Annotated in this window: 9 protein-coding genes; 4 read left to right on the forward strand and 5 right to left on the reverse strand. The window is 39.0% G+C overall.

Going from position 1 to position 15,364, the window contains the following annotated elements; translation table 11 throughout:
• Positions 1-48: 48 nt before the first annotated feature.
• The 5 genes from QOX35_RS02490 to QOX35_RS02510 form a co-directional block, all read right to left on the reverse strand.
• Positions 49-1,740, reverse strand: a complete 1,692-nt coding sequence (locus QOX35_RS02490) for a Gfo/Idh/MocA family protein (protein WP_283685649.1) — start codon at positions 1,738-1,740, stop codon at positions 49-51.
• Between the two features lie 5 nt (positions 1,741-1,745).
• Positions 1,746-2,240 (reverse strand): DoxX family protein, encoded by a 495-nt coding sequence (locus QOX35_RS02495; RefSeq protein ID WP_135106623.1) that lies wholly within the window; start codon positions 2,238-2,240, stop codon positions 1,746-1,748.
• A gap of 378 nt (positions 2,241-2,618) precedes the next feature.
• Positions 2,619-3,632, reverse strand: coding sequence for a Gfo/Idh/MocA family protein (locus QOX35_RS02500; protein ID WP_283685650.1), 1,014 nt, complete (start codon positions 3,630-3,632; stop codon positions 2,619-2,621).
• Between the two features lie 193 nt (positions 3,633-3,825).
• The gene (locus QOX35_RS02505) at positions 3,826-5,538 is read right to left on the reverse strand and encodes a RagB/SusD family nutrient uptake outer membrane protein (RefSeq protein WP_283685651.1); all 1,713 of its coding nucleotides are present in this window, start codon (positions 5,536-5,538) and stop codon (positions 3,826-3,828) included.
• A gap of 13 nt (positions 5,539-5,551) precedes the next feature.
• Complete coding sequence (locus QOX35_RS02510; protein WP_283685652.1) at positions 5,552-8,587, reverse strand: SusC/RagA family TonB-linked outer membrane protein; 3,036 nt, start codon at positions 8,585-8,587, stop codon at positions 5,552-5,554.
• Positions 8,588-8,841: 254 nt separating this feature from the next.
• On the opposite strand from QOX35_RS02510, the gene QOX35_RS02515 reads away from it, so the two are divergent.
• The 4 genes from QOX35_RS02515 (at position 8,842) to QOX35_RS02530 (ending at position 15,332) form a co-directional block, all read left to right on the forward strand.
• Positions 8,842-9,060: a helix-turn-helix domain-containing protein gene (locus QOX35_RS02515; RefSeq protein ID WP_006841523.1), complete on the forward strand. Its 219-nt coding sequence runs from the start codon at positions 8,842-8,844 to the stop codon at positions 9,058-9,060.
• A gap of 257 nt (positions 9,061-9,317) precedes the next feature.
• Positions 9,318-12,515 (forward strand): SusC/RagA family TonB-linked outer membrane protein, encoded by a 3,198-nt coding sequence (locus tag QOX35_RS02520; RefSeq protein ID WP_283685653.1) that lies wholly within the window; start codon positions 9,318-9,320, stop codon positions 12,513-12,515.
• A 14-nt stretch (positions 12,516-12,529) separates the two neighbouring features.
• Complete coding sequence (locus tag QOX35_RS02525) at positions 12,530-14,068, forward strand: SusD/RagB family nutrient-binding outer membrane lipoprotein (RefSeq protein WP_283685654.1); 1,539 nt, start codon at positions 12,530-12,532, stop codon at positions 14,066-14,068.
• A gap of 37 nt (positions 14,069-14,105) precedes the next feature.
• Entirely contained in the window at positions 14,106-15,332 is a 1,227-nt protein-coding gene (locus QOX35_RS02530; protein WP_283685655.1) for a TlpA disulfide reductase family protein, read from the forward strand.
• The last annotated feature ends 32 nt before the right edge of the window (positions 15,333-15,364 follow it).

The following is a 15,364-nucleotide window of genomic DNA, read 5'->3' on the forward strand; positions in this document are numbered from 1 at the left end:
TTAGATTTAATGGTATATTTTAGTTTTCACTTTTCACTGCTAAATATATTAATTTATTTCGCCTCTTACTATTTCCTCTTTGTCTTTATCCCAATACATTGTACGACCTTCCAGATATGCACGAGTTCCCATGTGTGCTGTAATGGCTTCGTCGAAAGCAGCATCGATACCACAAGAAGTTTTCTTACTGTTGTCGCGGATACACTCCAGCCATTCTCTGATATGAAGGAATGTTGTATCATACCGTTTCCCTCCCAGATACGAATATAAGAGACCACGTTGTGCAAAATACAACTCGGTGGCAGAAGTTACTGCGTCTACATTGCTTTTGCCCGGAACGTATGTATAGAAAGGTACATCGGGTTTGATGATTCCTTTTTCAATCTTCTCCTTGTATCTTGTAGATCCACTATCTACTTTAACGGTTAGCGTATCTCCGACTTCCATCGATGCATCGTGCCCCATGATTACTTTTCCCCTATTGCGGTTGCTCGCTAATGTTGCACTATATAACATTGTCATATTTTTATCAGGGAATTCGAATGTTGTTTGCAGCACATCCGGAACGGTTCTTCCATCCTTGAAGAAATAAACACCACCGGAAGAAGTTGCAGAATGAGGAATGCCCACGCCCATCAATTGGTTTACAGCATCGTACTCGTGTGTAAGCAAGTCTCCACTTAGTCCTGTACTGTAATCCCACCAGCAACGCCAACGGAAGAAACGTTCGAGGCTAAACTTATCTCTAGCATCCGGACCCACATATTTGGCAAGATTATGCGCTGTCATATAGTCCATATATTCTTTCACTCTTTCAGGATCACCCTCAAATTGTTTCCAGTCAACTGTCTGTGGGTTTGCTGTAGGATGAATATCATAAACCCAAGCTCCGTTAGGATCATTACGGTTTGTACAAACTTCTATAAGCGTAACAGGGCCAAGTAGTCCTTTGTCTAATATCTCTTTAGCTTTATGATAGCTGTCTACCTGTCTGCCTTGATGTCCTAGCTGAAAAACTACGCCGGTCTGTTTAATAACCTCTCTTATCATGTACGTTTCGGGTACAGTCCACGAAAGCGGTTTTTCTACGTAGACATGTTTTCCTGCTTTTGCTGCATCCATAGCCATTGTGCTATGCCAGTGATCGGGTGTAGCAATAATAACAGCGTCGATGTCGTCGGCTGCAAGCATTTCCTGATAGTGACGATATCGTTTTGGAGCAGGTCCCAGTTTACCGCCTACACCTTCCCTGTTTATATTTGATCCGGCTGCAATACCTTCTTCGGCAAATGTATCGAATATGTCGCACACGCCTGTTAAGACGATATTGAGGTTTTCTTGTTCTCTAAAGAGTTGGTATCTAGTATCCTTTTTATCTTTTTTTGAAGAGTCAATCAGCTTTTGGAGAGACTCTGGAGTTGCAAATCCTGCAGCTCTTAACAATTGTTTCCCTCTGATGCCGCAACCAATAATCCCTAATCGAATCTGTTTTCCGTTTGGCTGTAGTTCGGGGATAGTTGCTGTTTCTTTACTTAATTTAAAGACGTCGCTCACATCGTGCATCGTCTTATCATATTTTTGCTTCTTATAAACACCATAGGCTAAAGCTCCCAATACAGGAACTGTAGCTAATGCCTTCAATGCTTCTCGTCTGCCTTGTGATTCGGGCAGTTGACTGTCGTTAGACTGAGCGTTGTTATCTTTATTTGGCTCTGGAACTATCTTATCTTCGGATGTCATGTTTGTTAAGCTGTTTTGCGTTTTAATAATCTTGAAATGTATCGGTCAAATCCGATAATGTGCGAGGTAGGGAAATATATTAATACCATCAATGCTCCTATCTCTATCAGGTTCTTGTCTATCCATAGATAAGAGCCTTCGGTTGGCATCATAGAATTTGCGCCTATATAAGGTATGTGAGACAAATAGTATAGGCTAAGAAAAACGATACCTCCGATAGATGCATAACGCGAAAAGCAACCAAGTATAAGTCCGAGTCCGACAAGTGTTAATCCGTAGATATTAACATAATTCGAAAAGGCTAGAAATTCTGCGTTTTCGGCAATACTGTGGAAGAAGTCTGCCATAAATCCTCGTGAATCCATAAGGTAAGGATAAGCAGTCCAACTTGAACTGAAGAGTTTTACAAGACCTTCGTATAAAAAATGCCAGCCAATCAGTAATCTGAGTATTACCAGCCAGAGGGTCTGAGGGCGCGAATAAGATGTTAGTTTATTCATGGGTTAGTAAATAATAAGTTCTGTCTTTTTCAAGAAAGTTAAAATATAGATTGTTTAATTGTTCATATAATTTATAAAAAGCTGAGCATTTTTCTTGTTGTCTTGAGCCTATTTTGTCAATGACAAACAAGACGGCTTTAAGTTTTTGTTAATGAGTGCTATAATGTGCAATCACGGTAGCATTTATTCAATCCTAAAAAGTAAATGAAAATGCGGAATAAAGCTAGGAATATTTTAAATAAGTAAATCTCTCATTACTGTTAAAAAAAGTTGGTATTTATAATAAATTGTATAACAATAGTAAATCTCTTAGAGCAAAAATCTTTTTTTATTCAAAATAATGTAATAAAACAAACGCGTATTTGTGACAATTTAATATTATATGCTATCTGCAGGATAAATTATCTCCAATTGTTTCCTTATTTCATCAATAATTTCTATTGTAATTAATGAATTTTCAAGGCTATTGATTGTCGATTCTCTTTCATTTTTTTGAATTAGGTCAATGAATTCTGCGACTTCAAAATAATACTCATGTGTAGGATTGGGAGTACTTATTATAGTTTCCTCTCCTCCTCGTTTTTTTAGTGTTACTTTGTTTATGATATTTATCCGGTCGGCAGTTATTGTACCCTCTTCTCCCTGTATCTCTGTTGGTAGGCTCGAATCTGCTATTTTGGAATACATGATTGTTGCATCCATGCCTTCATATTCAAAATTAACACTTCCTTGTCCATCGGCCCCTGTAAACAGTTTAAGGCCTGTAGCACTAATTTTTTTAGGTCGCCCGAATAAGACCACCATCGGATATATGGTATATACGCCCAAATCCATTACTGCTCCGTTAGATAACGACGGGTCGAAGGCATTTAATATAACACCTTCTTTTAGTTTGTCGTACCGAGAGGAGTATTGGCAATAACAAGAGAAATATTTACGTATTGTACCTATTTCTTTTAGGTTGTCTTTTATTGTAGAGAAGTTTGGGGTCATTGTCGGCTTCATTGCTTCCATTAGCGTTACATTATACTTCTCGGCTGCCGCTATCATGGCTTTTACTTCATTCGCATTCGATGCAAATGGCTTTTCACAAAATACGTGTTTGCCATGTTGCATACACAAAATGCTTTGTGAAGCATGTCGCGAATTCGGCGATGCAATATATACCGCATCTATCAAATTGCTCGAAAGCATATCTTCAAGAGAAGTGAACGTATGGGGAACGTTGTGCTTTTTCGCAAATTCATCTGCGCGTTCTTGTGTACGGGAATAGATTGCTGTAAGTTCGAAACGATGGTCAAGTCTCGCCGCTTCCAGAACTTTGTCTACTATAAAATTTGTGCCTATAACTCCGAAGCGGACTTTAAATGAGCCATTTTCCAACGATTCCATATATAATGTATTTATAGAAAGACAAAGGTAAATATTTATTATTTAAGGAACTAGATAAAAATATTTCATTTGTTCTTAAAATGTTGCTTAATTAAAGATTTTTAGAGACTTTGAGGGCATTTAGTTGTCATTTTATCGATTATTATCTCTGTAGTGCAAACAGAGAGGAATGCACTACAGAGATTTTTAATTTTTAATATCCGGGATTTTGCTTCAATAAGTTGTTCGCCCCTATCAGACTATAGTGAATAGGGAATCTATTCAGGTCTGTATTGTTAGTTGCTTTATGATCCCACCAATTTTCTGTTACATAGGCATCCCAACGTACTAAATCGGTTCGTCTTCTGCCTTCTGCCAAAAATTCTAATTGCCATTCATCCAGCATGCGGTATTTATCCAGTTTAGAGCCCGTTACAGGGTCAGGGTCGTTGCCATTTGCAAAATAGCGTTTACGTACGGTGTTGATCAATTCGGCTGCGCCATCTTTGTCTCCTGCCCGCATTTTGCATTCTGCCAATGTATAATAAATTTCTGCAAGACGAATTACAGGAACGTCCGGATCGAATTTGCGGTTTTTCTCACTCTGATTAGGACGTGGGCTACGTTTGGTAACACGCACACAAGAAGCTTCTTCTGCTGTGGCAATTGTAGATGGAAGTGACTCCAATGTCGGATATTCTGCCGATCCAACTTTTGCAAAATAAGCAACCTGATCTCTTACTACAAGTGTTTTTCCGCTGTATTCTCGGCTCCCTGTACATGTCCAGCTTGGATTTGTCGGATTTACAAGTTCTCCTACAATAAACATTCCACGATACTTGCCGGCTCCTTCGTATACATATAGTTGTTTGCGAATGTCGTTATCGTTGAATTTGGCATAAGCACCACCCAATTTGTAAGAATATTTTTTACCTGTCGGATCGAGGCTTGGTATTAGTCCAATACCGTTATTAGAGCCTGAGCCTTCTAGTCCTCCCAAATAATTCTTGTAGTTGTAAGGTACCATATAGCTCCAGTACATACCATCAGTTTCCAGCTTAGCATTCTCGCTTGGTACAGACCAAATAATTTCGGGACTAGTTTCGTTATCGAATCCGAATATATTTGTCCAGTCTGTATCCAATTTGTATTTGCCGTATTTTCCGTCAATGATATCCTGGCAGATTGTTGCTGCTTCTGAATACTTTTCTTCGCCGATATATGATTTGGCGTTAAAATAAAGACGAGCCAATAAAGCTGCTGCAGCAGCCCGATTGATACTTCCGTTTTCCAATCCGCCAAGCTCTTCTTTTACAGGAAGATTAGGGATAGCTTCTTTGAGTAATTTCTCTATAAAATCGAAAGTCTCTTTATCAGTAGAACGTCCTTTTACTTCACTCTGTGTAGTAGTATATAGAGGTACTCCTCCAAAGAAATCCAGACCATCCAGATAGAAAGAGGCTACAAGTGCCTTTTGCTGATTTAGCATCGATTCTCGTGTGCCTTCAGCAAATCCCAAAGCATCGAAGTTTACTTTTTCTAAATCTTCGAGAGCATCCCATGCGAGAGCCACTCCCATAGCAAAGTTAGTCCATCCTGTTTCTATAAAAGCCATGTCCTCAGTGTATTCATGGTGATGGAATTTTTGATACAAGGCTCCATTATACCAGTCGCTACCACGTGTAGGCAAGCAAAATTCATCAGTACCCAATTCTTGCAACATCCAGCGAGGCTCATTGTTGGCAATATACCAGCGCCAATGTGTAAACGGACGGTTGAAACGTTCCCAAACAGCTTCCTGAGAGGTGTAGAATGTCTCAGGAACTACCTGTGAATAAAATGTAGGTTCTACGCTACACGAAGTAATTGCGAATAGACAAATCGTAATTCCGATTAAGACGGAATTATATATTTTAAACTTTTTCATCTTTTGTGTATGTTTAGAAATTTAACTGAAGACCTAATGTATAAGTGCGGGTTGTAGGATAAAAATCATCTCTTGACCAGAATTTTTCCGTACCACCTTCCCATCCTGTGATATTCACTTGGGGGTTCATGCCGCTATAGCCGGTAATGGTGCAAACATTACCTACGGTTCCGTATATGCGTAGGCGGTCTATCAGTTTCGTATATTTCTTCATAGAAAGGGTGTACCCGAGTGTGATCGCATCTATCTTTAAGAATGTACCGTCTTCGAGATAGTAATCACAGATTTGTTTTTCCCCTTTAATATGGTTGAATTCGCCATATGCTGATTTTAATACATTCGTATTTCCCTGCCCTTGAATTCCGAAGTACATGTTTAGGGCATTGTATACATCAAAGTCGATCCAGCTTCGCAGACTGATTCCCATATCGAGATTTTTATACTGCAAGGTGTGTCTCCATCCCAGGATGAGCTTAGGTGTATAATTTCCGATGTATTGTTTATCATTTTCGGTTTTTTCGGATGCCGGTATTATTTTTCCTTCTTTGTTGTAGAGTAAGAATTTTCCATCATCGTCGAATCCTGCAAACTTCCAAAGATAGAACGCACCTATTGTAGAACCTTCTTCTATGCGTGCTGCATCTCCCGGGCTACCCGGGGCAGGAAAACCATTTCCGTTGTAATATGTATTATTCCCCCAAAGAGTAAGAATCTTACCTGAATTGTGACCTAAATTGAGGTTGCTGTTCCATGTGAAATCTTTAGTGCGGATGATGTCTCCGCCAATTTCAAACTCCCATCCTTTACTCTCCATACTTCCTATGTTTTGGTACTGAGAACCTTGTGTGAATGGTGGTTGAGGAACTTTAACACTGTAGATAAGGTTGTCGATCTTACGTCTGTAATAATCGAATTTACCATATAGGCGACCATCGAAAAGCGAATAATCCAAACCGAAATTCCATTCCTTCTTTTCTTCCCATCCCAGATTTGGATTTATATTTTGAGTTTTACCAAATGAGTATGCCCATGTTCCGTCAGGAAGCATCCAGTACGCATCAGAGCCCAGCATATCTGCCATATAAGAGGAGCTGAAGTCGTTATTTCCTGTTACTCCATAGCCAACCCGGACTTTGAGGTCATCTATCCAGCTTATATTTTTCATAAACTTTTCACCAGAGATGCGCCATCCACCCGATAAAGACCAGAAATCAGCCCAGCGGTTGTCTGCGGCAAACTTCGATGAACCTTCATGTCTGAGTGAAGCCTGTAATAGATACTTGTTTTGATAGGAATAATTGGCACGTGCAAATACAGAGAATAAACGTTCTGTGATATCCTTGCCTGAACTCATTCCGGCTTTGCCGTCACTCAGGTACGACCCCGCACCGATATTCCAAAATTTTATCCCATCCACATCGAAATCGTAATTGGAAACACTAAATCCTTCACCGTTTTTCTCAAAATAAGAATACCCGGCCACAGCATTTAGTACATGTCCGCCATCAAATTCTTTGATGTAAGTTGCGAAACCTTCGGAAGTAAGATTTTCTGTTTTGTCGAAAGTGAGGGTTGCGGCTCCTCTTCGTCTGTCTTCTATCTCTTCTCGGTGATAGCGCGATTTGTAGAAATGGTATTCCCACTGGCGGTTTTCATATCCTATTACTTGCTGGAATGACAGGCCGGGTATAGGTTTTATATTCAATTTGAAAGTAGCTTCAGGCTTAAACCATTTGTCCAATCCTTCGTAAGTACTTAGGTTAGCATCAGCTAAAACGTTATAATCCAGTGTTTCATTAGCCCATACATTGTATCCTGTTTCGCTATCAGGGTCGTAAGGAGATCTGGTTGGGTTGTTGCGCATCGCCTGCTGGAAGTTTGGATAGTTGTTATTGCGCATCGCCTGACGATAATCTACGCTCGGTCTGATTTCGAGCCATCCATCAAGAACTTTAAAGTTGGCGTTAAATCTTCCTCCATAATCCTGACGTTCATCTTTGATTGAAATTCCCTGATTTTTTTCATAAAAAAAGGAAGAATATATTTGGGCATTCTCTGTTCCGGCTTCGAGAGAAAGATGGTGTTTTTGTGAAAAGTTATCATCGTTGATAAGCTCTTTCCACCAATTTGTATCTGTACCATAATCTGTACCGATCTTATGCTCTGCATATTCTCTTCCTGTTAGCATCTCTGGAGCTCCGTAATTTTGTTTCTTTGTCATTTCGGTCGAGTAGGTCATTTTCACCTTACCGCTTGTATTCGATCCGCTTTTGGTGGTAATGAGTATTACACCCGATGCAGCACGTGTTCCATAGATAGCTCCGGCAGAGGCATCTTTAAGGACGTCGATAGTCAAGATATCGTCTTGCGAGAGTGAGCGTATGTCCCCTCCCGGAAACCCATCGATAACGATAAGAGGCGACTTCCCTGAGTTTATAGAAGTCATCCCTCGCAGCTGGAATGTAGTTCCTGCATTTGCACTACCGATATTGTTCATAATAAGTCCGCTAACTCTACCTTGCAAAGCGGAGGATACGTCCGATCCGCCTACTCCTGTCATCAGGTCTTTTGCTGATATGGATGTTACCGAACTGGTTACTTGCTTCTTCTCTAATGTACCATATCCAATTACGACTACCTCATCCAGTGTTTTGGTGTCTTCTTGTAGCTGTACGTTAAAAGATGTTTGCCCGGCTACGGATATTTCTTTCGATATATATCCTACAAATGAAATAAGCAAAGTAGCATTTTCGGGCACGTTGTCCAATCTGGCTATTCCATCGATATCTGTGATATTTCCATTTGTAGTTCCTTTTACCGCTACATTGGCGCCAACTACAGGGCCAACATTGTCGCTTACTGTTACTGTTACTGTTTTACCTTTTTGCAAAGGTGCTGTTTCGTGCACTATGGCTTTATTCGTATCGTTTCGGTCGGAGGCCTGAAGGTTGTATGGGCATAATGTGATTCCTGCTATTGTAAAAGTTAATAAGGAAAACATTTTGAATGATCTGATAGGCCGGGTATTAAATTTTTGTTGTGTCTTCATCAATTTTAAGTAAAATTGTTAATAATCGACTTTAAATTTTGGGATTTTGATTAAGGTGTGGTGTGATTTTGGTTTTAGGCTTTTGAATACTATGTTTTCATGGCGGGCATCTCCTTAAAAATGTTTAATATTTGGGCTTACTCTGTTAAATAGGATTTTCAGCATACTCCTTTTAACAAAACAATCATTAAAGATTGTTGAAATGCAAATCTAAACAATTTTCTTTAACAACAATCATTAATGATAGTTTAAATATGGACAAGGAGATCCTCAAAAGGAAAATTGGTCTGAAAATCAGGAATATAAGGGAGGGTAAAAACTTATCCATAATGGATTTGGCAGATATGCTGGATATAGAATATAATAATCTGATACGAATAGAAAAAGGGCGTACAAATCCAACAATAATAACATTGTATAAGATAGGTCAGGCATTAAATGTTAAATTGCCTGAAATAGTAGATGTAGATTAAGCAGACAAACTAAAATCTCTGGGCGATTTTATATTGTTGCTCGTTAGTGTTTTATGAAAATGTCGATTTTTTCATACGGATGGCCATTTTATCAAACTCATAAAAAGCATACCATGTTTGAGGTATAAATATACCACATCAAGGGGATTTCATACCTAATTTGCTCATTATACTTTTGTGATAGATATTATCTGTTTTTAACAAATAAATATCTAATATATCTATAAAGATTGTTTGAGTTAAATTATAAAAAGGTTATGCTAAATTTTAGAAAATTAAAGTTACTGTTATTATTTACTGTTCTTACTTTATTTGTTTCCGCACAAATAGGCGACATATACACTATAAAAGGACATGTAACAGATGCTGGAGGTACAGACCTGCCCGGGGTGACAATACAAGTGAAGGGTAATGCTCAGTCGGGAACCCTGACGGATATAGATGGTCATTACTCCATATCAGTGAAAAAAAACGAAATTCTGATATTCTCATATTTAGGATTTGAAACACATCAGGTTGAAGTATTATCGAACAAACCGATAGATGTGGTTTTGAAAGAAAATAGTACCGAATTGGATGAAGTTGTAGTGACTTCATTAAATATCCCTCGCGAAAAAAAGGCTTTGGGTTATGCCGTACAAGCCGTATCCGGGAAAGCTCTCGAGACAAGACCAACCAATGCGTTGAGTGCTCTTTCTGGAAAAATATCAGGCTTGCAAGTTATATCTAGTGGAGGAAATATGGGAGGATCTTCTCGTGTAACGCTGCGTGGTATAAATTCGATTACAGGAAATAATCAGCCATTGTATATTATCGACGGAATACCTCTCGATAATACCGACATGAATACCTCTTCTACAATTAATGGTAGTGCAGGAAAAGATGTTGGAAGTACAATACAGGATATAAATCCGGACGATATAGCAGATATAAATGTATTGAAAGGCCCTTCGGCTGCAGCTCTTTATGGAACACGTGCTGCAAATGGTGTGATACTGATAACAACAAAAAAAGGTAGCGGTAATACAGATCGTTTAGATATTCAGGTAAATACGGGTATCGAGCTTGAAAATGTAGTAAGACTGCCCAAACGTCAGAAATTATATGGTGGTGGATATAGTACTTCGTTCCAAAAGGTAACCATAGACGGAAAAGAATACAATGTGGTAGATTACGCGGCTGATGAGAGCTGGGGGCCAAAGCTCGACGGGACACCTGTATTGCACTGGTATAATCTCGATCCTGAGTATGCCAATGATTACCTGAATCCTGAGCCTTGGGTTTATCCAAAGAATGATGTTACCGACTTTTTTCGTACAGGAGTATCCAATACAAATAATATAGCGTTTTCAAAGAATTCATCATGTAGTGCATTTCGTGTATCATTTACCAATAAGAATGTAAAAGGTACAGTACCCAATTCTTCCTTGAGCAGAAATGCAGTGAATATATCGGGTAGTACAAAAGGAGATCTGGTTTCATTTTTCGGAAATGTAAACTATATAAATAATAAATCTACAGGTCGTCCGTGGACAGGAGCTTCGAACCGTAATATTATCCTCGAAGCATATCAATGGGGACAAGTACAGGTAGATTATAAAAGATTAAGTGAATATAAACGTGCCGATGGTACACCTCGTGCATGGAATCGTACAAGCTGGGAAAATACAACAGCTGCCGAGAAAACAAAATATATAGATAATCCTTATTGGTCAGCCTACGAAAGTTATCTGAAAGAGAACAGAGACAGGTTGTATGGTAATATAGGTTTAGTGATTACCCCGACTAAATGGTTGAGTCTGACAGGACGTATAAATGGTGATGTGTATCAATACAATTCGCAAGATCGTATTGCATATTACTCTCGTTCGCAGTCGATGTATCAGGAATATTCCCAAAAGTTTGATGAGTTTAATTATGAATTCTTGGCAACATCAAATAACCGTTGGGGTGATCACTCTTTAATCGCTAACCTTGGGGCCAATTATATGAGACGTAACAGACGTGTAAGCGATATACAAACATCCGGCGGACTTATGATTCCGGCATATTATAGCTTGAATAATGCTTCCTCTGTCATTATAAACCCGTCTACAGGTCTTTATAAGAAAGCAATATCATCAGTATACGGAAGTGTTTCGTATGGCTGGAAAAGTATGTTGTACCTAGATGGAACTATCCGTAACGACTGGTCATCGACCTTACCTACAGATAATAATTCGTTCTTGTACCCATCCCTTACATCATCTTTTGTATTCACAGAGCTTCCGGCATTTAAAGATCAGAACTGGCTGTCATTCGGTAAAGTCCGCTTAGGCTGGGCAGAAGTTGGTAACGATACTGATCCTTATCAGTTGTATAAAACTTATGAGGCTTTGAATGCATTTGATGGAAATATATCTTATACTTTATCAGATAAATTAAATAATCCTAATCTAAAACCTGAGATTACATCATCTTGGGAGGCCGGATTGCAATTGCAATTATTTAATAATCTGATCGGATTGGATGTTACTTATTACAATAATAATAGTCGTAATCAGATCATACAATTACCTACATCAGATGCTTTCGGATATAGTTATAAACTGATCAATGCAGGGAAGATAAACAACAAGGGTATTGAGGCTACGTTGACCGTGAATCCGATCCGTCAAAAAGATTGGGACTGGACAGCAATTGCAAACTTCTCAAAAAACAGTAATAAAATTATCAAATTGTCTGATGCAGTCAATACATTACAATTGAGTAATACTTTGGTTTCGCTTGTCGCACAAGAAGGCGAGAGTTACGGACAGATAAAAGGCTATGATTTTGTATATGCACCTGATGGAAAGAAGGTAGTAAACAGTGATGGCGTATATATGCGTACCGATCAGTTTGCTTCGCTTGGGAGCGTATTGCCTGATTTCTTATGGAGTTTCCAGAATCAGTTGAGATACAAAGACTTTACATTCGGATTCCTGATCGATTCGCGTGTTGGTGGTAAGTTCTTCTCTCAGACTTACAAAGTGGGTATGTACTCAGGTATCTTAGAATCTACAGCAGCAAATAATATTCGTGAAGATGGTATTGTACTTGATGGCGTTACCGGTAATGTTGTATTTAATGCCGACGGAACATATACTGTTTCTAATACGGCTACAAACGACAAGCGTGTAACTGCTCAGGCATGGGCACAGAATCAGTATAACGGGCCAACAGCATATACCGTTTTTGATGCTACATTTATTAAGCTTCGTGAGTTGACTCTTGGATATACATTCAATCTTCCAAAATGGAAAGTTAAGAGTATAAACGTAACGGCTTATGCCCGCAACTTATGGAATATTTATACCAAGAGCAAGGATATCGATCCCGAACTAACTAATAGTAGTGGTAATGTACAAGGGATAGAAGGCGGTAACCTACCTACTCCTGTGACCTACGGTATAAATCTTGGTTTCAAATTTTAAAATAAACTATCTGTATGAAAATTAATAAACTATATATATTAGGCTTATTCGCTTCAATTTTATTGTCCTCTTGTGTTGATGATATAAATGAAGATCCCAACCGCCCAACATCAGTGCCAACCACCTCTTTAATCACTTCTGCTGAGAAATTGCTGGTTGATAATCTCCGTAGCGAACAGGCATCGTTGAGAGGTTCCATGTTGTTTGTTCAGTATTTTTCTCAGAATACATATACTACCCAGTCACGCTATGATATTCCTTTTAGTTATTCTGATGATTACTGGAAGGGGTTATATAAAACATTAAACAATCTGGAGGAGGTAGTAAAGTTGAATACTGATCCTTTAACAAAAGATGTGGCAACCGCTAATGGTGCAGGACGTAATGCTACTCAGATAGCAATAAGCCGTGTATTGAAATCGTATGCATTCTATGCTCTTACCGATGTGTTTGGGAATATCCCTTATCAATCTTACGGCAATAAAGATGAAGACTTTCAGGCACTACAACAAAACCCTGAGAATATAACCCCTAAGTATGCGTCGCAGGAGAAAATCTATGCAGACATATTGAATGAGCTGAAAGCAGCCGGAGATACATTGATCAAATATCAATCGGAAACAACTTTTGGCAAGGCCGATATTATTTATGCAGGTAGCAATCAGAAGTGGGCAAAGTTTGCAAACTCGCTGCGCCTACGCTTTTCTACACGTATAAAAGATAAGAATCAGGCTTTGTATCAAGAACACTTTCAGGATGCATTGAGTAAAGGTGTGTTTACAAGTAATGCTGATAATGCAGCATTCAAGTATTCTACTACTTCTCCTAACGAAGCTCCTTTATATAGAGCTACGGTTACAGCCAACCGGAAAGACTTTGCTATATCTAAAATCTTTGTGGATCTGCTTCAAGGGAAGAATACAATTTTGCCCGTTTCTGATCCTCGTTTACCGATATATGCCTTGCCGGCAACAGCTACTAATACTTATGTAGGACTTCCTTATGGCTTAGCAAACGATCAGGCGGGTAAATTCGCAGCAACAGGAGTGAGTTTGCCGGGAGCAGTTATCAATGCGGCAAACTATGCTGAGGTATTGATGGAATATGCCGAAGTAAAGTTCTTAGTCTCAGAATATAATTCTTGGTCTCAGGCTGATTATGCATCAGGTGTTAGGGCTTCTCTCGAAAAGTGGGGAGTCTCAGCCGACAATGTGAATACTTATTTGGAGTCTCTTCCTGCTGCTAGTAAAGAGAATGTTTTGACACAAAAATATATCGCTCTCTATATGCAAGGTCTCGAATCATGGAGTGAATATCGCCGTACAGGCTATCCTTCATTCTTGGTAAAAGAAGGAGATGTTGTATTTCAAGGGACGATAGATGGCGCAGGAGTAACATATCGTTTCGATCCGTTGTTTGGAGATGGGGGTGTTCCGGGACGTTTATACTATCCTACTAAGGAACAGAATGTGAATAAAGGCAACTATCAAGAAGCTCTGTCTGCACAGGGTAATGATAAAATAGAAACAAAATTGTGGGTGTTTAAAAAGTAGTTTGTAGCTTTACATCAAACAAAAGCATAATAAAGATATGAAGAAATATTTAATAATGATGGCTGCTGCATTTGTACTAATGTCTTGTAATAAGGCATCGGAACATAAGCTGACAGACGGAAAATGGAGAGGTGAATTCTCTATTTCAGATCAAAAATTTCCATTCTTGTTTGACGTCGAAGGTTCTGCAACAGACTCAACAACCGTGTATCTGATAAATGGGGCAGAGCGTGTTCCACTCAAAGGTGTGGTTTACTCCAACGATACGGTAACTATTCCAATATTGGCTTATGATGCTGTATTAACAGGTAAAATAGCCAATGGTAAATTTGAAGGGAAATTCAAAAAGCTATTTATAGATAACGATGAGGGTGTATCTTTCTCGGCAGAAAAAAGTGATGCTCCGCGCTTTGAAGTTGCGGACAAAGCTACAGAGATTTCCCTTGCCGGTAAATGGGATATCCAGTTTATAGGACAAAAAGGAGATACTGCTCACAATGTAGGGATTTTCAGTCAGGATAAAAATATTCTTACCGGCTCTATTCTGACCAATGCAGGAGACCTTCGTTATCTCGAAGGAGCTTTGACAAACGATGGCTTTCAGTTTTCTGCATTTGCGGGTCTTAGTCCATATCTGATAAAAGGAAAGTTTGAAGGAAATGATAGTTTTACAGGGGAATTCTATACCACACGAGGTGTAACAAAGCTTGTTGGTAAACGCAATGCGGAAGCTGCTCTTGCCGATCCATATAGTTTAGCTTATATGAAGAAAGGAGAGGATCGCCTCAATTTCACATTCCCTAATGTAGAAGGTCAGAAAGTCTCTTTATCCGATCCTCGTTACAAAGACAAGGTGGTAATTGTTTCTATCCTTGGTAGTTGGTGTCCAAATTGTTTAGACGAAATGGAATATCTATCTCCATGGTATAAAGAAAACAGTAAGAGAGGTGTTGAAATCATCGGGTTGGCATTTGAGCGTAAAGATGATCCGGAATATGTAAAGACTGTGCTCTCCCGCTTGGTTAAGCGTTACAATGTAGATTATGAAATCCTGTTTGCAGGCAAGCTGGGTGATGATGCTACTGCTAAGGCTCTTCCGCAGGTGAGTAAAATAATGGGTTATCCTACTACTATCTTTATCGATAAGAAAGGAATTGTAAGAAAGATACACACCGGATTCAATGGTCCTGCTACCGGACTGTTTTATGAGGAGTTTAAACAAGACTTCAATAAAGTAGTAGACGATTTGCTGACAGAGAAATAAAAATAACTATAAAAGATCGGCTAAAGGAAGAT

The organism is Dysgonomonas sp. Marseille-Q5470, assembly GCF_951230145.1.
Lineage (GTDB): Bacteria > Bacteroidota > Bacteroidia > Bacteroidales > Dysgonomonadaceae > Dysgonomonas.